The organism is Pseudomonas xantholysinigenes (assembly GCF_014268885.2).
Classification (GTDB): Bacteria; Pseudomonadota; Gammaproteobacteria; order Pseudomonadales; family Pseudomonadaceae; genus Aquipseudomonas; species Aquipseudomonas xantholysinigenes.
In genome coordinates this window covers 2,784,628-2,803,790 of the sequence record NZ_CP077095.1, presented here as the reverse complement: position 1 = coordinate 2,803,790, position 19,163 = coordinate 2,784,628, and the positions used below count along the sequence as shown (strand labels likewise).

Here is a 19,163-nt window from a genome sequence, read left to right as displayed (position 1 = left end):
TTCCTCAGTATCGCGGGCCGCCTCAGGCGGCGTTCTTGTTCTGTTGCTTGCGGGCATAAGCCACGGCGGCTTCGCGCACCCAGGCGCCGCCTTCGATGGCATTGCGGCGTTTGGCCAGGCGCTCCTGGTTGCACGGCCCGTTGCCTTTGATCACTTCGTAGAACTCGTCCCACTGGATCTCGCCGAAGTCGTAGTGACCACGTTCTTCGTTCCACTTCAGGGCCGGGTCCGGCGCGGTGCAGCCGAGCAGCTCGAGCTGCGGCACGGTCTGGTCGATGAAGCGCTGGCGCAGTTCATCGTTGGTCTGGCGCTTGATCTTCCAGGCCATGGACTGGGCACTGTTGGGCGAGTGCTCGTCGCTGGGTCCGAACATCATCAGCGATGGCCACCACAGGCGGTTGATGGCGTCCTGGACCATGTCCTTCTGCGCCTGGGTGCCGTGGCGCATCATGGTCAGCAGCAGTTCGTAGCCCTGGCGCTGGTGGAAGCTTTCTTCCTTGCAGATGCGGATCATGGCGCGGGAGTAGGGGCCATAGGAGGTACGTTGCAGCACCACCTGGTTGACGATGGCGGCGCCATCGACCAACCAGCCCACCGCGCCCATGTCGGCCCAGGTCAGGGTCGGGTAGTTGAAGATGCTCGAATACTTGGCCTTGCCGCTGTGCAGCTTGGCGATCTCCTCGTCGCGGTCGGCGCCGAGGGTTTCCATGGCGCTGTACAGGTACAGGCCATGGCCGGCTTCGTCCTGGATCTTGGCCATCAGTTGCAGCTTGCGCTTGAGCGATGGGGCGCGGGTGACCCAGTTGCCTTCGGGCAGCATGCCGACGATTTCCGAGTGGGCGTGCTGGGAGATCTGACGGATAAGGGTCTGACGGTAGGCGTCTGGCATCCAGTTCTTGGCTTCGATCTTGATCTCGGCGTCGATCTTTTCCTGGAAGGCGCGTTCTTCGGGGGACATCTCTTCCAGCGTCTTGAGGCGTTTGACGCCGGTTTCCACTAGCTGTGCGTACATGTTCGGGGCTCCCGGTCGAGGGCGGCTTGAGGCGTGGGGTATTTATATGCGATACAAAACACAACATCAAACAGTATTTGATGTATCTAATAAGAATTGTGTATCGCTTTTAGATTTCTGCCGCAAAGCGCCCCGGCGTTCTTGCAGGCAAAAAAAGCCCCGGACCGTGCCGGGGCTTTTGTCAGACCGCATCCATCAGCTGGCCAAACGCTTGTCATACACATGACAAGCCTTGCCCTCCGAGCGTTTCAGCGTGCCGCAAGGCTGCAAACGGATCTGCGTGCTGATGCCGATATAGGTCTTGATCTGGCGCATCAGTTCAGCCACCACCTGCTGGCGCTGGTCGTGGTCCAGGTACTGGCTGTCGTTGCGCAGCTCCACATGCACCTCCACGCTATCGAGATTGCCATTGCGATACAGATGAATCTCATATAGCTCGGAAAGCTGTCGTATTTTCAGCACCTGTTCTTCGATCTGCGTGGGAAACACATTGACCCCACGGATGATCAACATGTCGTCGCTGCGCCCGGTGATCTTGCCGATGCGTCGCATCGGCCGCGCCGTGCCGGGCAGCAGGCGGGTCAGGTCGCGGGTGCGGTAGCGCACCATTGGCAGCGCCTCCTTGCTCAGCGAGGTGAACACCAGTTCGCCCAGTTGCCCGTCGGGTAACACCGCGCCGCTTACCGGGTCGATGATCTCGGGGTAGAAGTGGTCTTCCCAGAGGGTCGGCCCGTCCTTGGTTTCCAGGCACTCCATGGCCACCCCGGGGCCCATGATTTCCGACAGGCCATAGATGTCCAGGGCCTGGATGCCCAGGCGCTGCTCGAGGGACTGGCGCAATTCATCGGTCCACGGCTCGGCGCCGAAGATCCCCAGGCGCAGCTTCAGGTCCTGCGGGTCGATGCCCTGGCGTTCGATCTCGTCGGCCAGGTTGAGCATGTAGGACGGCGTGACCATGATGATGTCCGGCTGGAAGTCGCGGATCAGCTGGACCTGCTTCTCGGTCTGGCCGCCGGACATCGGGATCACCGTGCAGCCCAGGCGTTCGGCGCCGTAGTGCGCGCCCAGGCCGCCGGTGAACAGGCCGTAGCCGTACGACACATGCACCTTGTCGCCACGCCGCCCGCCGGCGGCGCGGATCGAGCGGGCCACCAGGTTGGCCCAGGTGTCGATGTCGTTCTGCGTGTAGCCGACCACGGTGGGCTTGCCGGTGGTGCCGCTGGAGGCGTGCAGGCGCACCACCTGGTCCTGGGGCACGGCGAACATGCCGTAGGGGTAGTTGTCGCGCAGATCGTTCTTGCCGGTGAAGGGGAACTTCGCCAGGTCGTCGAGGCTGTTCAAGTCGTCGGGGTGGGCGCCGCAGGCATCGAAGCGCTGGCGATACAGCGGGACCTGGGCGTAGGCGTGGTGCAGGCTCCAGCGCAGGCGCTGCAACTGGTGCTGGCGCAAGGCGTCGAGGCTGGCGGTTTCCATCGGGTCGAGCGGGGCGCGTTCGGCATCGGGGTAGCGGTTCATGGTTTCACTCGAATTGTTATTGTGCCGGGCCAGGGCCCGTGAGTGTCATGGGGACAGCATACTGTTCGCTTCGCGGGGCGTCCTTGCCGGCGGATCAGAGGCGCTCGATCACCAGGGCGATGCCCTGGCCGACGCCGATGCACATGGTGCACAGGGCGTAGCGGCCTCCTTGTTGTTCCAGCTGGTGCAGCGCGGTGGTCACCAGGCGCGCGCCGCTCATGCCCAGCGGGTGACCCAGGGCAATGGCGCCACCGTTGGGGTTGACCCTGGGGTCGTCATCGGCCAGGCCCAGCTCGCGCAGTACGGCCAGCCCTTGGGCGGCGAAGGCTTCGTTGAGTTCGATCACGTCCAGCTCGGCCAGGCTCAGGCCGGTCAGGGCCAGCACCTTGCGTGTCGCCGGCACCGGGCCGATGCCCATGAGCCGAGGCTCGACGCCGGCCACCGCCAGGCCGAGCACCCGGCCGCGCGGCTTGAGCCCATGGCGTTGCGCGGCCTGCGGGCTGGCCAGCAAGAGGGCGCAGGCGCCATCGTTGAGGCCGGAGGCGTTGCCTGCGGTGACCGTGCCATGTTCACGAAAGGGCGTGCCCAGCCGTGCCAGTTGCTCCAGGGAGGTGTCGCCCCGGGGGGGTTCATCCTGCTCGACCCGTCGCGGCGGGCCTTTGCGCTGGGCGATCTCCACGGCGACGATCTCCTGGGCCAGGCGGCCATTGGCCTGGGCCGCCGCAGCCTTGCGCTGGCTGCGCAGGGCAAAGGCATCCTGGTCTTCGCGGCTGATGCCGTAGTGCTCAGCAACGTTCTCGGCGGTCTCGGGCATCGAGTCGATGCCGTACTGCGCCTGCATTTGCGCATTGACGAAACGCCAGCCCAGGGTGGTGTCGTGCAGTTCGGCGCTGCGGCCGAAAGCCTGCTCGGCCTTGCCCATCACAAACGGCGCCCGCGACATCGACTCGACGCCACCGGCCAGCATCAGCCCGGCCTCACCGCAGCGCAGGGCGCGGGCCGCCGCGCCAATGGCATCGAGCCCCGAGCCGCACAGGCGGTTGAGCGTGGTGCCAGGCACCTCCACCGGCAGCCCGGCCAGCAGGCTGGCCATGCGCGCGACATTGCGATTGTCTTCACCGGCCTGGTTGGCGCAGCCGAGGATTACGTCGTCCAGCTGGCGCCAGTCCAGCCCGGGGTGGCGGGCCATCAGCGCCTTGACCGGCACCGCGGCGAGATCGTCGGCGCGCACGCTGGCGAGCGCGCCACCATACCGGCCGATGGGCGTGCGTACGGCATCGATGATCAGCGCATGGGGCATCAGGGTTTCAGTCATGGGCGGTCTCCGGCGCGAGCACGCTGCCGCGCACTTTGTAGGACTTGCCGTGGAACAGGGCGATCAGCTCGCCGTGCTGGTTCTCGATACGCACGTCGTAGTTGCCGGTGCGGCCCTTGCGGCTTTGCTCGCTGGCCTGGGCCACCAACTGGTCGCCGCGCCTGGCCGGCGCCACGTAGTCGATATTGCAGCCCAGGGCCACGGCGGCTTCGTCATAGCTGTTGCAGGCGAAGGCGAAGGCCGAGTCGGCCAGGGCGAACAGATAACCGCCATGGCAGGTGCCATGGCCTTGGATCATGTCCGCGCGCACGGTCATGCCCAGGCGAGCGCTGCCGGGGCCTGCGTCTAGCAGTTCGATGCCCAGCCCCTGGCTGGCGGCGTCGCGGGCGAGCATGGCTTGGGCGCAGGCCAGGGCCAGGGCTTCGGGGGTATGTTCAGGCATGCAGGCGGCCTCCTTCGGCGTGGCTGCGGCGCAACAGCAGGGAAGGGCGGTAGCGTGCCTCGCCGTAGCTGCGCTGCAGGTTGTCGAGCACTCGCAGGGTGTAGCCGACGCCCAAGTGATCGGCCCAGGCCAGCGGGCCGCACGGGTAGTTGACCCCGGCGCGCATGGCCAGGTCGATGTCGGCGGCGCTGGCGACGCCTTGCAGCACCGCATCGGCGGCTTCGCTGGCAAGGCAGGCCACGGTGCGCAGCACCAGCAGGCCCGGCAGATCGGCCAGCAGGCTGACCCGCAGGCCGGCCTGGCGCAGCAGCGCCACGGCCTGGTCGCGGGCCTGCGCCGTGCAGTCGGCGGACAGGCTGATGGCAATGCGCGTGGCGCTGGCATAGTCCAGCGCCAGGTCGAGCAGCACCAGGTTGCGCAGGCCATCTTCACGGGCGCGCTGGCTGGCCAAGCGACCATCGGACAACGCCAGGGTGGCGTCGCCGACACTCAGCACACCGGCGCCGGCCCGCTCGCTGACGCCGATACCCTGTTTGCGCAGGCGTTCGACCAGAGGCTGCATCACGCCGAGGTGGCCTTCGACGACACAGCGTTCCACCTGGGCCTGGCTTTGCAGCTCGGCGGGGATAGGTCGCTCACTGTTTTCGGCGTAGCTATAGAAGCCTTGCCCACGCTTGCGGCCCAGGTGGCCGGCGTCGACCAGCGCCTTCTGGATCAGCGAGGGTTGGAAGCGACTGTCACCGTAAAAGGCCTCGAACACCGAGCAGGTCACGGCATAGTTGACGTCATGGCCAATCAGGTCGGTCAGTTCGAAGGCGCCCATGGCAAAGCCGCCGGCCTCGCGCAGTACGGCATCGAGGGTGGCGCAGTCGGCGGCGCCTTCCTGCAACAGGCGCAGGCTTTCGGCATAGAACGGCCGGGCCACGCGGTTGACGATAAAACCGGGGGTCGAGCGGGCATGCACCGGTTGCTTGCCCCAGGCCTTGGCCGTGGCGTACAGCGTTGCGGCCAGTTGCGGGTCGCTGGCCAGGCCCGATACCACCTCCACCAACGGCATCCGTGGCGCCGGGTTGAAGAAATGCAGGCCGAGCACTCGCTGCGGCCGTCGCAGGCCGGCGGCAAGGCTGGTGATCGACAGCGACGAGGTGTTGCTGGCCAGGATGCAGTCGTCGTCACACAGCGCTTCGAGCTGGCGCAGCAGCGCTTGCTTGACGGCAAGCTGCTCGACGATGGCTTCTATCACCAGGCGCGCCTCGGCCAAGGCTTCGAGGTTATCGACCGGCAGCAGCCGCTGGCGGATGGCCGCATGGCTGCTGGCAGTCAGCCGGCCTTTCTCCACCAGGCGCGCCAGTTGCCGATCGATACCTTGCACGGCCTCGGCCGCCGCGCCGGGACGGTTGTCGTAGAGGCGCACCGGGTGGCCGGCCTGGGCCGCGACCTGGGCGATGCCCGCGCCCATGGCCCCGGCGCCGATCACCGCGACCAGGGCCGCGCTGTCGAGGGCAGCCATGCTCAGCGCCCCTTGAACACGGGCGTGCGCTTGTCCATGAAGGCGCCGACGCCTTCGCGATAGTCTTCGCTGCGCCCGGCCAGGCGTTGCAGGTCACGCTCCAGCTCCAGTTGCTGGTCGAAACCGTTGTCGAAGCTCTGGTTGAGGGCGCGCTTGATCAGCGCCAGGCCGTAGGTGGGCTGGGTGGCCAATTGACGGGCCAGGGCCAGGGCCTCGTCGCGCAATGCGGCATCGTCCACCACCTGGTGGATCAGCCCCCACTGCTGGGCTTGTTCGGCGCTCAGGCGGGTGCCAAGCATGGCCAACGCCTTGGCCCGGGCCATGCCGATCAGGCGTGGCAGCTGCCAGGTGCCGCCCGAGTCCGGCACCAGGCCGATCTTGCAGAACGCCTGGATGAAGCTGGCCGAACGCGCCGCCAGCACCAGGTCGCAGGCCAGTGGCAGGTTGGCGCCGGCGCCGGCGGCCACGCCATTGACCGCGCAGATCACCGGCAGCGGCAGGTCGCGCAGGCTGCGCACCAGGGGGTTGTAGAAGGCATCGATGGACTCGCCCAGGTCGGGCATTTCCGCGCCCGGCGCCACGCTGCGGTCGGACAGGTCCTGTCCGGCGCAGAAGCCGCGGCCTTCGGCGGTCAGCAGCAAGACCCGGGCATGCTCGCTCTGGCGCACCTGGCGCAGCGCTTCACGGACCTCTAGATGCATGGCGGTATTGAAGCTGTTCAATTGCTCGGGCCGGTTCAGCGAGAGCAGGGCTACGCCGTCGGCGTCGATGGAAAACAGGATGTGTTCGAAAGGCATGGCTGACTCGCTTAGGTGGATCGGTGAGAGGGTGTGCACTACGAGCCCTGGAATTGGGCCGGGCGTTTTTCCTGGAAGGCACGGATGCCTTCGTCGCGGTCCTGGGTGCCGGCCAGCAGGGTGAAGGCGTGGCGCTCGAAACGCAGGCCGCTGGCAAGGTCGGTGTCCTGGGCCTTGAGCAGTGCCTCCTTGGCCAGGCGTACCGCCAGGGGCGCCTTGCCGGCGATGGCGCGCGCCACTTGCAAGGCGCGCTCGACGGCCAGTTCCGGCTGGGTGATTTCGCTGATGAGCCCGGCCCGTAGCGCTCGCTGGGCGTCGATGGCCTCGCCGCTGAGCACCATCTGCATGGCCAGCGGCTTGCCGACCAGGCGCAACAGGCGCTGGGTGCCACCGGCGCCGGGCATGATGCCGAGGTTGATCTCTGGCTGGCCGAAGCGCGCATCGCTGCCGGCGATGACGATATCGGCGCACATCACCAGTTCGCAGCCGCCGCCCAGGGCGAAGCCGTTGACAGCGGCGATCAGGGGTTTGCTGAAATTGCCGATGCGTTGCCAGTGCGCGACGCGTGGGTCGTTGAGGATGCCCACCAGGTCGCGCTCGGCCATTTCATTGATGTCGGCCCCGGCGGCGAAGGCCTTGCGGTTACCGGTGATGACCACGACGCGGGTGTGCTCATCGCGTTCGGCACTGTCCAGTTCGGCGGCCAGTTCCGCCAGCAGTTCGGTGTTCAGGGCGTTGAGGGCTTGCGGGCGGTGCAGGGTCAGCAGGCGGACGCCGTCTGCCACGGGTTGCACGACGAGGTTGCTGGGCATGGTGGTACCTCGGGCTGCACGTTTGGCGCCGGTCGGGGGCCGGCTGTTCTTGGAATGAGTGGGATGGAGTATAGATCCAATACGATACGCAAATACAACATTAAAATATAACTACGTATCTAAACTATCTCTTGTTCTGGCGATGATGGCTAGTCCTTAGCAGGTATCTCAACGCTTTAATCCTGGATTTTCGGCGCCAAACACTAGGGCATTTGCCAATGCCAGCCTCCCGAAAATATGATACCCAAAGCAACACAATTGACTCGAATGGAGGAACTGATACATCCTCCATCCACCCTTCAAAGCAGATCGAGCCTCACCCCATGCCTTGCTATCGCCTCGACGGCCTTACCCCGGTGATTCATCCCAGCGCCTACGTGCACCCCAGCGCTGTCCTGATCGGCGATGTGATCATCGGCGCCAACTGCTATGTCGGCCCGCTGGCTGCGCTGCGCGGCGACTTGGGGCGCATCGTCATGGAGGAGGGCGCCAACCTGCAGGACACTTGCGTGATGCACGGTTTCCCAGGTGGCGACACGGTGATCGAACGCAATGGCCATATCGGCCACGGCGCGGTGATCCATGGCTGCCGGATCGGCGAGGATGCCTTGGTTGGCATGAATGCGGTGGTGATGGATGGCGCCCACATTGCTCCGCGCTCCATCGTCGCTGCCACCGCGTTCGTCAAGGCCGGCTTCCAATGCCCCGAGCAGAGCCTGGTGGTCGGCGCCCCGGCCGTGGTCAAGCGCCCACTCAGCGACGAGGAACTGGCCTGGAAACGGCGCGGCACTGCGGAATACCACCGCCTGACGCAACGCTGCATGGCCGGTTTGGTGGAGTGCGCGCCCTTGTCTGCTGCCGAGCCGCAGCGCCCGCGAATGGGCGACTCCGGCGTGCGCCCCAAGGCCGAGGGCGGCGCATGAGCCTTGCGCGGTCGCGGCAGGCAGGTATAGTCGAGGCTTTAACCGCGCCTCGTCCCCTCATGAGCAGCCTTGCCCCTCTGAATCACCTGATTTCCCGTTTCCAGGAACAGACGCCGATCCGCGCCAGTTCGTTGATCATCACCCTGTATGGCGATGCCATCGAACCCCATGGCGGCACGGTGTGGCTGGGCAGCCTGATCAACCTGCTGGAGCCCATGGGCATCAACGAACGGTTGATCCGCACCTCGATCTTCCGCCTGACCAAGGAAGGCTGGCTGAGCGCCGAGAAGGTTGGCCGGCGCAGTTACTACAGCCTGACCGGTACTGGCCGACGGCGTTTCGAAAAGGCCTTCAAGCGTGTCTACAGCGCCAACCTGCCGGCGTGGAACGGCGCCTGGACGCTGGTCCTGCTGAGCCAGTTGGAGGCCAGCAAGCGCAAGGCGGTGCGCGAGGAACTGGAGTGGCAGGGCTTCGGCGCCATGGGCCCGAACCTGCTGGGTTGTCCGCGCAGCGATCGCGCCGACCTTGCCGCCACGCTGCGCGAGCAGGGCGTTGAGGACGACAGTATCGTGTTCGAAACGCGCGCCCAGGAAGTCCTGGCTTCCAAGGCGCTGCGCGCCCAGGTGCGGGACAGCTGGAACATCGATGAGCTGGGGCAACACTACAGCGAGTTCATTCGCTTGTTCAGGCCGCTCTGGCAAGCCATGAAAGATCAAGAGGCGCTCGCTGCGCAGGACTGTTTTCTGGCGCGCCTGCTGTTGATCCATGAATACCGCCGCTTGCTGCTTCGCGATCCACAGCTGCCGGACGAACTGTTGCCCGGCGACTGGGAAGGGCGCTCCGCGCGGCAGTTGTGCCGCAACCTGTACCGGCTGGTGCAGGGCAGGGCAGAGGAATACCTCGCCAATGCGCTGGAGACGGCGGATGGGCCGCTACCGGATGCCAATGAAAGTTACTACCGCAGATTCGGCGGACTAGAACCGTGAGCCGGCCTGGCTGCATGGGCGGCTAGTCGGAACCCTTGCCGCACCTGTCAAAAAATGCCAGGTGCGGCCCAGCACGCGGATCAGCCGCGACGATCGAAGAAGTGCCCCATCAACTGCAGCAGGGGGCGTCGACGATTTTCCCGGGCAAATGCCCATTCATGGACCTGCGAAGGCTCATGCCCGACCTCCTGTTCATGCAGCAACCTGTTGACCTCAGGCAGACGGTACCAAGGCACGGAAGGGAAGGCATGGTGCACGATGTGCAGGTTGAAGTTGAGGATGACGAACCGCGACCACACCGGCAGGCTCTTGCAGTCATGGGATACCTGGTCCTGCTCCCAGAACTGCAGGCGCTCGGCATCCTTGGCTAGCAGCGGGGCTTCGGCATGGTGTGGCAGGTTGAGCAGTTCGACCATGAAGAACAGGAACACCCAGACAATCAGGTAGAACAGCAGCAGATCCAGCAAATGGCCCTGGCTCCAGGCCACCGCGGCAAGCGCCAGATAACCCAGCAGGTACAACCGGGCGAAACGTATTTCCTTGAGCAGGCGCGGTGAATCATCACCCTTGGCCCGCGCGATGAAAGGTGCGCGCCAGTTCAGCAGGAAGTGATTGGCAGCGATCATCGGGATCCAGTGCTTCCATATGAACTCCAGGGTGCGTTCCTGCTTCTTGGTCATCACCGAAAACTTCTCGATCATGCCGCGGTTCTCGGGATCGTTCAGCGGGTGCGCGGTCCAGGTGTGGTGCGCCATGTGGAAGCGCCGGCGGACGAGAAACGGCAAGGCGATCAGCCAACCGCTGCAGTGGCCGATGAAGTCGTTGAGTCGGCGGTTCTGCGCAGCAGCTCCGTGTAGCGCCTCGTGCAGGATCAGGTAGATCTGTACCGTGGCGAAACCCGCCAGCAGCAAGCCCGGTACTTTGAGCACAAGGCTGTCGGCCAGCCACAGGTTCCAGGCGAGGGTCAGCAAGAGCAAGTCGGCCAGCCAGAGCATGGCGGTCCACGGCTCCTTGGCGCCATCGGGGATCTGCTGGCGAGCGGCCAGCCATTGGTCTTTTGTCATTATCTGGATTCCGTCATGGGAGGGGCGTCAGGCGTGAGCCTGGGCAAGGCGCAGGCCGCACAGACGCTTGGCCAACTGGGCATAGGCCAGGTCGAAGAACGTTACCTGGTCATCGAAGCCGTGACTGCGCGGGCGACTGCTGAAGGTCTGCAACACCAGTTGGATGCAGTCATAGCGCGCGCCATCCTCGAGGTGCCAGGCAGGCAGATAGGCAGTGATCGTGAAGCCGAGGCCGAGCAGGCCAGCGAGCAGTTCGAGCTTGTCGGCGAGAATCTGTACGCAGACGTACTGCAGCTCTGGGGACTGCTGCAGCAGGCCGATGATATCGGCGAGCGCACGGGGCTGCGGCAAGTAGCCAGCGGTTTGCCCCGACAGTGTCAACGTACGGTTTAATGGATCATGGGCGTACAGCAGTTGGCCGTGGGAATTCTGGCTCGCCGGGCCACTTAGGCAGGTGGTCGGGTAGGCGCCTGGCTTGCCTTCAAAACCTAGCGCTTGATACAGATGCCGGCTGATCATTTCCACGCCCGGCGAGCGCACATACCACGGCGCGATATGGCGCAAGCCGGCCACGGGTTGAGGGAGCAGGGCGGTCAGGTGGTATTCGCGGATACCGTCCACGGTATCGGGGCCACCATCGTGACCCACCAGCACGCCGGGCTGGAGCTTGAGCATCAAGGTATGGCTGGCGATGTTGCGGGTGACATAAAAGCCCAGTTCCATCGCCTGGGGGCGATGACTGTCGAGACTGAGCTTGACCAGGTTGGAAATGACGCCGGTCCTGCGCGCGGCGGGATGGACCACGCCATGGCAGATCTCCCAGGACTGGTTCCATGGGCGCCGGGCAATGCAACCGCAGCCCATGAGGATCGAATCAAGCTCTACCACATACCATATCTGTAACCCTGATATCAGCGAGTCGCGTATATAAGAAGGGTTTTGACAGGGGTGAGTGGTAGTTCCATAAACCGTCTGAAAAAGTTCGGCCAGGCGAGCGCAGTCTTTCAGCACTGCCGGGCGGTAACTGAATGAATCATTATGTTTGACTGTATCCACGCAAGGGGATACAGCGTTGCGCGCATAGCGTCTTGCAGTCATGGCACACCTCTATATTTGTATTGTCGGAAACGCCAGCGCGGTGACGACTGCAAGGCAGGTCACAGGCAGGCCAGGCGGTGCCGAACGGGTGCAGGTCTCAGTTGCGCCTTGATCGGCGTGAACCTTGGGCTAGAGCGGTCCCATCGAGCGTAGAGGGTGGTGAGGCGTGGGTTTTCCGATAACACATTTGTGCAGCGTCCTTGTGCGTGAACATCCTGTAAGTCCTGTTGTTACGTACTGGTCTTGAATAGGCCTTGGGAATCCTTCCGCAGGCCACGTCCGACTATAGAACGTCATGGGGCACTGTCAAATACGCTAATTACGAGTAATCCAAAAGGAGGTTTACTCAACTAAATGAATATTTAGTTGAGTTATATTTATACGAAACATGGCATGTAGCGAAGGGCAGGTGCTTAAACGTTTATGATTAGCCAGCAATCTTCAAGGAAGCTGATTATGCAAAATCGTCACTACCCAAAAAATCCGCCATCTGTAGGATCGATCATCCTGACGTCGTATGGCGCATTCGCTCACGAAAATGAGATCCCTAAAGCACGTGCTGCCGATGCTGTCCGCATTGGCAAGGAGATCGCTGACAGCTATGAGACCAATGAGGAGCATTTGATAGCCATGATGCTGCTGCTGTCTGATATTCCAGTTGATCCATTGCTGAAAGCTTCGGCAGCACAGAAAGGTTCGGTCTTGGGCCTTGCCTCGTTGGGCTATTTGTTATCACGTCATGCCACTGGTGACACGGTTCGTCAGGTTCTTAACCAAGCGGGTGGCGTCTTCTTGGTCAATCTGATTGGCGACCATGAAGATCCGTCTGTCGACGTGAAGGTGTTCAACTCGTGGCTTGAGTACCAGAGCTACCTTGAGCCGATTCTGAGCAACGGACATTTCACAGCTCAAAAGACGTCTTCATTCTCATAGCAGTCATTTTGAGCGGTCGGTCATTGGTCGTCTAAACATGTATTCAGATGACCAATGACCAGCGCCGCCGTTGTGTATCAGGGCAACTGTTGGTGCTGGCCAAGCAGGCCATTTTTTCGCGCCCGCGAAAATCTCACTGCGATCTGGCTTCCAATCTGGCCAACCCACGGCCAGGCAGCTCCATACGAATATGCGCATAATGTATATTATGTTAAATCAAGTATGAGGAATCCTGCGTCAGTGTTCAATTCCTCTGCTCATTGCTGATTCGCCCCCAGGCGTTTCCAATGTTCTTCTTTCTCGAAATCCATCGCCGTTCGGTTCCTCCCTGCCGCCTTGGCCCGATACAACTGTTTGTCGGCGGCCTCCAAACGTAACGCTATCGCGATATCCGCAGTCGCCAGCGTCAACCCCACGCTGACGGTAACGGGCCTCACCAGCTCCACATCCATGTGCAGCCGCTCGATCGCAAGCCGAACGCATTCGGCGGCGCGCCACAAATTCTGCGCGTTGGTGCATGGCAAAATCGCCAGGAACTCCTCGCCACCGTGGCGCCCCAGTGCGCCTGCGTGCTCCACAACCACCTTCGATGCGGCCTGGGCCACGGCCTGCAGGCACACATCACCTGCAGCATGGCCAAAGTCGTCGTTAAAGGCCTTGAAATGATCAATATCGAAGATGATCACACCGTGCACATCCACTTGCTCCGAGAGCATTGCCATCATGCGCCGGCGGTTCCACAACCCGGTCAGAAAATCTGTATCGCTCATTGCCTGAAGCTGAGTATTGGCCTCTTGCAGCGCCCGAGCCTGTACGCCCAATTCAGCTGCCAGGCGTTCGTTGTGAGTGGACAGGTCGACAATACGGCCAAAAATAACCGACAACCTGTGCCCGATCACCACGCAGGCCAGGCACAGCGCCAGACAGGCGATGGCAAGCAGCCGGTGTGTCGGGTTGCCGGTCGACAGGTAGCCCAAGGCCGTGAACAGGAAAATGGGAATGTGGAAAGCCAGATGCGCCGGCCACCAGGCGATATAGCCCGACACAGCCAGAATGGCGCCAAGGGCGAAGCAACAGTACAGCAGCGCACTTTCGGCACTTCCTGCACCTACCAGCGTGAACCCTGCGATACCCCAGACAATCCCGGCCAGCCCCACCAGCCCCGTGGCAGCCCAGCCCCAGCGCACCAACCGGCCCTTGGCGATGGTCTGGGCCCGATAACGTCGGGTAAGTACCAGGCGGACCAAGAGCAATACGAACAGCGCACCGACGAAACCCAGCAGAAAAACCGGTGAAACCACAGTCCAATAGGCGATACACAACAGCGTTGCTGCAACACAGCCCATGACCCCGGCGGGTATCACGCTGCCATAGAGCATCGCTACACGATTGCGCAACAGTGACTCATCCTGGTGTTCATCGGCGTGAAGCAGTTGCAGGAAGGACCTCCCGAACACACCGATGCTGGCTATTACCCTGGCCAATAGGTTCACGTCCAAGTTGCTACAGGTATGTCTCGAAGGTTAGTCACCGCGCCCGACAACCGCCATTGCAACACGCCACGACAGCAATCACTGAACAACCGCATGAATATGCGAGACAACCTGCATCGTTGCCTCCTCAAGCGTTGCCTCGTTGCGGCACAGCACCCACCCGTGCTCAGCAATTGCACGCTCAAAGGCTTCGGTACTTGCGACATGCTCTTCCAGTTCATGCATCACGGTACTGCTCAGCCCTCGTGAACGCGCCGCTGCCCTCGCCCACGAAACCTTCGGCGCGGTAACCACCCCCACATGCAAATCGGGGATTCGCACGTTGCGCTCCATGTTCAACTCCAGGATTTGCGCGAATGGCACCAGCCGGCGAAACGCCGCCTCCGATGGGTACCAGCGGTCGATCAGGATGATGCAGTCGGTGGGCTGCTTGGCCAGCACATGCTGAGTGATCCAGGCGCGGCTGTCGGCAAGACGCTGGCACACCTGCAACTCCAGGAGCCGACAGGGATTACGGACGAACTGGTTGACCAGCGCCATGGTTTCGCTACGGTAGGGATCGCGGTTTTTCTCGCTGATGCGGATAACCTTCCTGCCCTCTGCCCTCAACACCTGGGTGACGGACTCCAGCAGCGTAGTCTTGCCTGTGCCCTTGGGCCCATCCAGCGAAATGAACAGCGATCGACTCTGCGCTTGGGCAGGCATGGGCAAACACTCAAGGAAAAGGTGGCGCCGCTACATCAGGCAATAGTACTCACTGACCTCTGCGACGATCTGGCGCGACGCATTGTACAGCCTGGCCTCTGGAGTGAGGGCCATGGAACGTGCCTGAAGCAGGTAACGCTGGCCGGCCTGGAAATCCGCGTAGCGCAGGGTCAGGTAGCACTGGCGCACGGTTGTGCCGCCCATCAGGCTCATGCCGCCACCACCGTTTGCCTCGTAATCGAAGCGCACGACCAATTCGTGGCTGCCGGGGCTGACCTGAAAGAAGCGCCCTTCGCTCAGGCGCTGGCGATCCAGGCGTTCGGCCAGCAGCACGCGGTCGTTGGGAAATGGCATCGACAAGTCGACCCAGGCCATCTGCGGATCGGCGGCTGGCATTGGCCCCTGGCAAGCGGGGATCGCGGTGATTGCAAGCAACAACAGCATTGACCAGCGCATGGTAACCCCCCGTGGTCGGGTCGCACAGCTCAACTACACCTTCAGTCTAGTTGAGCCATGTCCGCCCTCTTCTTTACGCCTTCGACTTGCGCCGGCGCAGCCACAGCCAGGCAAGCCCGGCCAAGATAGCCAGGCCCGCTGGCAGTACCTGGGCCTTGTACGGCCGCAGCGTTGCCCGCACCTTGTCCAGCGACTCGGTCAGGTAGCGCAGGTTGGCCTGGTCGAACCTGGGTTGCTCGCATTGCTTGCCGAAATCCTCGGCCCACATCACGAACGGCCCTTGCTGGACATAACGCTTGTAGAGGGCGATTTCCTGGTCGCTGCCCGCCACCCAGCCCGCCGCCGTGCACAATACCGCGGCGAACGCCTGGCTGCTGTGGGGCAACTGGTCGGCGGCCTGGTTGGCCAGGTCGGCGGCGACATAGCGATAGTGATAGCGCTGGTCGGGCTTGGCCACACTTGCCAATTGACGCTGCACCTCACCGGCGCCGATGAATGGCCCGGGCTGCAGTTCGGCGTTGCCAAGGCTGTAGCTGCCGCCCAGCCAGGCGTAGTCCGGCGCCATTTCGTAGCCGAGGATCTCCATGCCGGAGGTACGCGCCAAACTGGCCGCGGCATACAGCGCCTCGGCCCGGCCGGTGGCGGTCCAGCGCGAGAGCGCATCCTGGCGGTTCTGGCCATACGCCTTGGCGTCGGCTTGCAACTGTGGCGTGGCGAAATACGCAGGGGCCTCGTCGTAACGGCCTTCACGCAGCAAGCGCCGGCCCAGCAGTTCCCGCAGCTGGGTCGCCACTGGCCGGGGAACGTAGCCACCCTCCTCGGCTTGCGCCACCGGCGCGGCCGGCACCTGGGCATCGACATAGCCCTTGAGTTCGTCGAGGGTCAGTACCCGCTCGGCAACGTTCGCCGCGTCCTGCCAGTAGATGTCCTGGCTGCGGTACAACAGGTCGAAAGCTTGCAGGTAGTCGCCACGCTCCAGGGCGAGGATCGCGCCCTCGCCCTCGACCCGGCACCCAGGCTTGAGGCTTTCGTAGTCCCAATCCGGCGTTTGCCGCGAGCCCCAGGATTCCTCGCGGGGAAATGCCGCGGCGGCCTTGGCATAGGCGGCGGCTGCTTGGGCCTTGTCGCCGTCGCGCAACGCCAGCTTGGCGCGCAACCACCAGGCAAGGCCGGTATCGCCTGCCTGCTTCAGGTAGCCCTGGGCCGTGGCGAAGTCCCCCTGCTGGTAGCTCAGGGCCGCCAAGCGGTCGGCATCGTCCAGCTGCTCGCCCAGGCTTGCCCGCAGCAAGGCAGGCAAGCGTTGCTCCTGGGCAGGTTGCTGGCTGTCGTAGTCCCAGCCGATATGGCTGAGCAGGTAGGCAGTGAGCAATTTGCGCGGCAACGGTTGCTGCAACTGGCGCTGCAATTGCTCATCCGGCATGGCCACCAGTTCGTCGGCAAGCTGCCTCAGCGAGCTGTAGCCATTGCCTGAGCCCAGGCGGCTCTGGCTGGCATACAGTTGCACGGCACTGTTCCAGTCACCGGCCAGCTTGGCCAGCCGCGCCTCCTCGCCGAGACTGGCGACGCCCAGCTCCAGCGGATCGCTGAAGCCATCGGCGCTGAGCGTCCTGGCCAGCTGGAATGCTTGCCGTGCCTGGGCTTGCAGGGCCGGCGCAGCGTCGCTGGATTGCTGGCTCAGGGCGGCCAGGGCGCGGCCCTGGGAATAGGCCGCCCAGGTGCTGCGCAACTTGCGTTGTTCGGCGGGAAGCGCAAGCACCTGGGCGAAATAATCCGCCGCAACGGCATGCTCGCCATTGTCGAAGGCCACTGCGCCGGCAAGGTACAGACGCAGCTCATCGGGCAGATCGGCGCCCTGCTCCTCTACCTGCCTTGGATCCTGCAGGTTACGCAATTGCGCAACTTTCTCCTGCAGCGCTGCCGGCAGTTCGCTGGCCTCGGCCTGGCTGCGCTGCTCGCGGTACGGCCGGGCGTTGTCGTCGCTGTCCCAGTACGGCGTCAGGGTGATATCGGTGGTGGGTTTGAGGCCGGCGATCTGCTGGCCCAGACGATTCACCTCGAAGGCAAAATTGCCTTCGGGCAATTCGGCCAGGGCCTGTGCCCGGTCGCCCAGCAGTTGCATCGGGAAATCCGGGCCACAGGCCAGCGCCGGGCCGAACGGCACGCTCAGGGACAGGCACAGCAGGCGCCGGGGCCAGTTAGGGATAGACATTCCATGCTCCTTGATCGATTCCTTGGCAACGTGCCCAGCCGAGCACGCGCCGGCCACCCGCGGCGACGCGCGCGCTGGACTGGCGGTTGAAAACGAGGTGTTGTGAGGATTGCTGCAGGCGGTAGCCGTTGAGCCCATCGGCGCCTTCGCAAGCGCCGGTGCTCAGCTCGACTCGGGCAGGTAAAGGCAGGTCGAGATTGCCGACGTTGACCAGGCTGATGTCGTAGTGCCCCGCCTGCCCTGAACGCTCGACCTGCCAGTGGCTGGCGAGCGTATCGCCACGTGCCACCGCGTTCAAGGTGGTCAGGCTCCAGGCCCGGCGATCGCCAGGCAATGGCAGGCGAAACCAGATCAGCCCGGCAAGGTGCGCGGGTGGTTGCTGGCGCAACTGCCGGCTGAGGTCCGCCAGCTGTTGTGGATCGGCCAGCAGTTCGCGGCGTACACCGATGCGGTCCAAGGGGGCCTCGCTCTCCACCACCGGGGCGCCCCCGCTATCGGGCAGCAGCGCGACGCCATAGGCGGGCAAGGCCAGGTAGAACGGTTTGTTGCTGATGCGACTCCAGCGCTCGGCCCATTGCTTGGCCTGAACCGGGTCGAACAGACCGCGACGCGGATCGCTGACCGCATGTACCTGCAGCACGCTGCTGTCCACGGCTTGCAACAACGCTGGCAGATGCGGGCTGTCGAGCCAGGCGGGCAAGGCGGTGATGCTCAGTTTCACGCCCGGCGGCAGTTGCTCGCGCAGGCTCAGCAGGAAGGCGGTATAGCCCGGCAAGCGGGCGTTGCCGCTGTCATGGTCGATTTCCAGGCCAAACGGAGTCATGCCGGCGGCTTGCCAGTCCGCCAGCAGCCGGGCTATTTGGGTTTGCGCGACCTGCAGGTCGAGCGCAGGGAGCTGGCCGTCCAGGCGCACCACCGCGATCACCGGGCGACCATCAGCCTTGAGTTGGGGCAGGTCGACCAGCGCCCTGCTCCACCCCACCTTGGGCTGGGCCTGTAGCGCCAGTACCCGCAGGGTCGAGAAATCCGCGCGGCTCTCGGCCAGGGCCTGGGCGTGGTCCGGCCGCCATTGGCGCTGCCAGATGTAGAGTTGCTGGTCCAGGGGTGGCAAGGGATCCGGCCGGCAGCCGGCGAGCGCGGCGAGAGCGGTGCAGACTAGCAGGTGGCGCAGAGGCGACTTGGCGGGCATACAGTCCTTTGTCCGGCGCGGCTGGGGGCGTGCGAGGTGGCGATAGTACCTCAATGCAGCACCTGGCGAACACGTCGGCCAGCGTCACCGATGGCAACCTAGCCTCATGCCGGCTCTTGGAGAAAGGTACTTTCGCCTTCGCTTGCAGGGTACCGCAGGCCAACTTGCCTGACGGCACCCTGTGCGACAACCTCGATAGCCGCTGCTCCTGCACAGGATCGGCTCGTACCTAGCTCCTGGCGCATACCTGCGCCGCGTCGAGCAAGCGACCATGGTCATACCAGGCATCGCGCTGATACGCGGAGTACGGATGACGAGCACTATTCCCGCTGACCTTGACCAGGCCATCGGCCTTGTTCGGGTCGGTACTGGCAACGTACAGCTCCAGTGCGTCCGCGCTTTGCACCATGAAAGTCTGCACCGAGCTCGGCAGTTCACCCTTGACGCAGTTCAGGTAGTCCGCTGGGCTATTCGCCGTGGCGCCGAAGGTGTTGTCGTGGCCCGCGCGAATATCCGGGTCATGCGCGCAGCCGGCCAGCAGCGCGCTGGCGGTCAGCGCCAGAAACATCATAAAGCGTTTCATGCAACCTCCGATCCCCCTCGACAGTGCTGGACCGATATCAGCCTTTTTAATAGTCAGCTTACGATTGCCAAGCTTAGCTGCAATGCGCGAAGTCTGTTAGGCCGCTTGGCTATGGCTGAGC

The 19,163-nt window shown here is 63.7% G+C and carries 18 protein-coding genes; 3 read left to right on the top strand and 15 right to left on the bottom strand.

The features are described 5' to 3' along the window. Positions 1 to 22: 22 nt before the first annotated feature. The 7 genes from paaA to paaF all read right to left on the bottom strand — a co-directional run bounded on the left by paaA (position 23) and on the right by paaF (position 7,403). The gene (gene paaA / locus HU772_RS12575) at positions 23 to 1,012 is read right to left on the bottom strand and encodes a 1,2-phenylacetyl-CoA epoxidase subunit PaaA (protein WP_186661399.1); all 990 of its coding nucleotides are present in this window, start codon (positions 1,010 to 1,012) and stop codon (positions 23 to 25) included. 195 nt (positions 1,013 to 1,207) lie between these two features. Continuing rightward, positions 1,208 to 2,527 carry a phenylacetate--CoA ligase PaaK gene (paaK, locus tag HU772_RS12570; protein WP_186661401.1) on the bottom strand — a complete coding sequence of 440 codons (1,320 nt, stop codon included), beginning with the start codon at positions 2,525 to 2,527 and terminating at the stop codon, positions 1,208 to 1,210. A gap of 94 nt (positions 2,528 to 2,621) precedes the next feature. Next, positions 2,622 to 3,827: a 3-oxoadipyl-CoA thiolase gene (pcaF, locus tag HU772_RS12565; RefSeq protein ID WP_189665075.1), complete on the bottom strand. Its 1,206-nt coding sequence runs from the start codon at positions 3,825 to 3,827 to the stop codon at positions 2,622 to 2,624. Between the two features lie 7 nt (positions 3,828 to 3,834). Next, a complete protein-coding gene (gene paaI, locus HU772_RS12560) occupies positions 3,835 to 4,284 on the bottom strand; it encodes a hydroxyphenylacetyl-CoA thioesterase PaaI (protein WP_186661405.1) in 450 nt (149 codons plus the stop codon). Continuing rightward, a complete protein-coding gene (gene paaH, locus HU772_RS12555; RefSeq protein ID WP_186661407.1) occupies positions 4,277 to 5,794 on the bottom strand; it encodes a 3-hydroxyacyl-CoA dehydrogenase PaaH in 1,518 nt (505 codons plus the stop codon). Before paaH ends, paaI begins: the two co-directional genes overlap by 8 nt. A 2-nt stretch (positions 5,795 to 5,796) precedes the next feature. Next, positions 5,797 to 6,591: a 2-(1,2-epoxy-1,2-dihydrophenyl)acetyl-CoA isomerase PaaG gene (gene paaG / locus HU772_RS12550; RefSeq protein ID WP_186661409.1), complete on the bottom strand. Its 795-nt coding sequence runs from the start codon at positions 6,589 to 6,591 to the stop codon at positions 5,797 to 5,799. Positions 6,592 to 6,629: 38 nt separating this feature from the next. Further along, positions 6,630 to 7,403, bottom strand: coding sequence for a 2,3-dehydroadipyl-CoA hydratase PaaF (gene paaF / locus HU772_RS12545; RefSeq protein WP_186661411.1), 774 nt, complete (start codon positions 7,401 to 7,403; stop codon positions 6,630 to 6,632). 323 nt (positions 7,404 to 7,726) lie between these two features. Between paaF and paaY the strand changes: the two genes are divergently transcribed. Next, on the top strand, positions 7,727 to 8,326 hold the full coding sequence (gene paaY, locus HU772_RS12540; protein WP_186661413.1) for a phenylacetic acid degradation protein PaaY: 600 nt from the start codon (positions 7,727 to 7,729) through the stop codon (positions 8,324 to 8,326). Positions 8,327 to 8,385: 59 nt separating this feature from the next. Beyond that, a complete protein-coding gene (gene paaX / locus HU772_RS12535; protein WP_186661416.1) occupies positions 8,386 to 9,312 on the top strand; it encodes a phenylacetic acid degradation operon negative regulatory protein PaaX in 927 nt (308 codons plus the stop codon). Between the two features lie 80 nt (positions 9,313 to 9,392). Here paaX and HU772_RS12530 read toward each other — a convergent pair whose 3' ends face one another. Both HU772_RS12530 and HU772_RS12525 read right to left on the bottom strand, forming a co-directional pair. Further along, entirely contained in the window at positions 9,393 to 10,376 is a 984-nt protein-coding gene (locus HU772_RS12530) for a fatty acid desaturase family protein (protein WP_186661417.1), read from the bottom strand. Between the two features lie 27 nt (positions 10,377 to 10,403). Continuing rightward, on the bottom strand, positions 10,404 to 11,264 hold the full coding sequence (locus HU772_RS12525; RefSeq protein ID WP_186661419.1) for a GNAT family N-acetyltransferase: 861 nt from the start codon (positions 11,262 to 11,264) through the stop codon (positions 10,404 to 10,406). Positions 11,265 to 11,930: 666 nt separating this feature from the next. Between HU772_RS12525 and HU772_RS12520 the strand changes: the two genes are divergently transcribed. Further along, positions 11,931 to 12,407 carry a hypothetical protein gene (locus tag HU772_RS12520; protein WP_225923138.1) on the top strand — a complete coding sequence of 159 codons (477 nt, stop codon included), beginning with the start codon at positions 11,931 to 11,933 and terminating at the stop codon, positions 12,405 to 12,407. Between the two features lie 257 nt (positions 12,408 to 12,664). On the opposite strand, the gene HU772_RS12515 is transcribed toward HU772_RS12520, so the two are convergent. The 6 genes from HU772_RS12515 to HU772_RS12490 form a co-directional block, all read right to left on the bottom strand. After that, positions 12,665 to 13,900: a GGDEF domain-containing protein gene (locus tag HU772_RS12515; protein WP_186661421.1), complete on the bottom strand. Its 1,236-nt coding sequence runs from the start codon at positions 13,898 to 13,900 to the stop codon at positions 12,665 to 12,667. Between the two features lie 78 nt (positions 13,901 to 13,978). Further along, positions 13,979 to 14,605: a dTMP kinase gene (locus HU772_RS12510; RefSeq protein ID WP_186661423.1), complete on the bottom strand. Its 627-nt coding sequence runs from the start codon at positions 14,603 to 14,605 to the stop codon at positions 13,979 to 13,981. A gap of 30 nt (positions 14,606 to 14,635) precedes the next feature. Next, positions 14,636 to 15,061, bottom strand: a complete 426-nt coding sequence (locus HU772_RS12505) for a PA0061/PA0062 family lipoprotein (RefSeq protein ID WP_186661425.1) — start codon at positions 15,059 to 15,061, stop codon at positions 14,636 to 14,638. Positions 15,062 to 15,134: 73 nt separating this feature from the next. Further along, positions 15,135 to 17,270 carry a hypothetical protein gene (locus HU772_RS12500; RefSeq protein WP_186661427.1) on the bottom strand — a complete coding sequence of 712 codons (2,136 nt, stop codon included), beginning with the start codon at positions 17,268 to 17,270 and terminating at the stop codon, positions 15,135 to 15,137. Beyond that, positions 17,257 to 18,459, bottom strand: coding sequence for a DUF3142 domain-containing protein (locus HU772_RS12495; RefSeq protein WP_186661429.1), 1,203 nt, complete (start codon positions 18,457 to 18,459; stop codon positions 17,257 to 17,259). Before HU772_RS12495 ends, HU772_RS12500 begins: the two co-directional genes overlap by 14 nt. 229 nt (positions 18,460 to 18,688) lie before the next feature. Beyond that, a complete protein-coding gene (locus HU772_RS12490) occupies positions 18,689 to 19,042 on the bottom strand; it encodes a hypothetical protein (RefSeq protein ID WP_186661430.1) in 354 nt (117 codons plus the stop codon). Positions 19,043 to 19,163: the final 121 nt, after the last annotated feature.

What these genes read in the sequence shown, in the direction of transcription:
- HU772_RS12520 (WP_225923138.1), top strand. Translation starts at nt 11,931, where the DNA reads ATGCAAAATCGTCACTACCCAAAAAATCCGCCATCTGTAGGATCGATC.
- HU772_RS12530 (WP_186661417.1), bottom strand. Translation starts at nt 10,376, where the DNA reads ATGACAAAAGACCAATGGCTGGCCGCTCGCCAGCAGATCCCCGATGGC.
- paaG (WP_186661409.1), bottom strand. Translation starts at nt 6,591, where the DNA reads ATGCCTTTCGAACACATCCTGTTTTCCATCGACGCCGACGGCGTAGCC.
- pcaF (WP_189665075.1), bottom strand. Translation starts at nt 3,827, where the DNA reads ATGCCCCATGCGCTGATCATCGATGCCGTACGCACGCCCATCGGCCGG.
- HU772_RS12490 (WP_186661430.1), bottom strand. Translation starts at nt 19,042, where the DNA reads ATGAAACGCTTTATGATGTTTCTGGCGCTGACCGCCAGCGCGCTGCTG.
- HU772_RS12510 (WP_186661423.1), bottom strand. Translation starts at nt 14,605, where the DNA reads ATGCCTGCCCAAGCGCAGAGTCGATCGCTGTTCATTTCGCTGGATGGG.
- paaY (WP_186661413.1), top strand. Translation starts at nt 7,727, where the DNA reads ATGCCTTGCTATCGCCTCGACGGCCTTACCCCGGTGATTCATCCCAGC.
- HU772_RS12500 (WP_186661427.1), bottom strand. Translation starts at nt 17,270, where the DNA reads ATGTCTATCCCTAACTGGCCCCGGCGCCTGCTGTGCCTGTCCCTGAGC.
- paaI (WP_186661405.1), bottom strand. Translation starts at nt 4,284, where the DNA reads ATGCCTGAACATACCCCCGAAGCCCTGGCCCTGGCCTGCGCCCAAGCC.
- paaK (WP_186661401.1), bottom strand. Translation starts at nt 2,527, where the DNA reads ATGAACCGCTACCCCGATGCCGAACGCGCCCCGCTCGACCCGATGGAA.
- paaX (WP_186661416.1), top strand. Translation starts at nt 8,386, where the DNA reads ATGAGCAGCCTTGCCCCTCTGAATCACCTGATTTCCCGTTTCCAGGAA.
- HU772_RS12495 (WP_186661429.1), bottom strand. Translation starts at nt 18,459, where the DNA reads ATGCCCGCCAAGTCGCCTCTGCGCCACCTGCTAGTCTGCACCGCTCTC.
- paaA (WP_186661399.1), bottom strand. Translation starts at nt 1,012, where the DNA reads ATGTACGCACAGCTAGTGGAAACCGGCGTCAAACGCCTCAAGACGCTG.
- paaH (WP_186661407.1), bottom strand. Translation starts at nt 5,794, where the DNA reads ATGGCTGCCCTCGACAGCGCGGCCCTGGTCGCGGTGATCGGCGCCGGG.
- paaF (WP_186661411.1), bottom strand. Translation starts at nt 7,403, where the DNA reads ATGCCCAGCAACCTCGTCGTGCAACCCGTGGCAGACGGCGTCCGCCTG.
- HU772_RS12505 (WP_186661425.1), bottom strand. Translation starts at nt 15,061, where the DNA reads ATGCGCTGGTCAATGCTGTTGTTGCTTGCAATCACCGCGATCCCCGCT.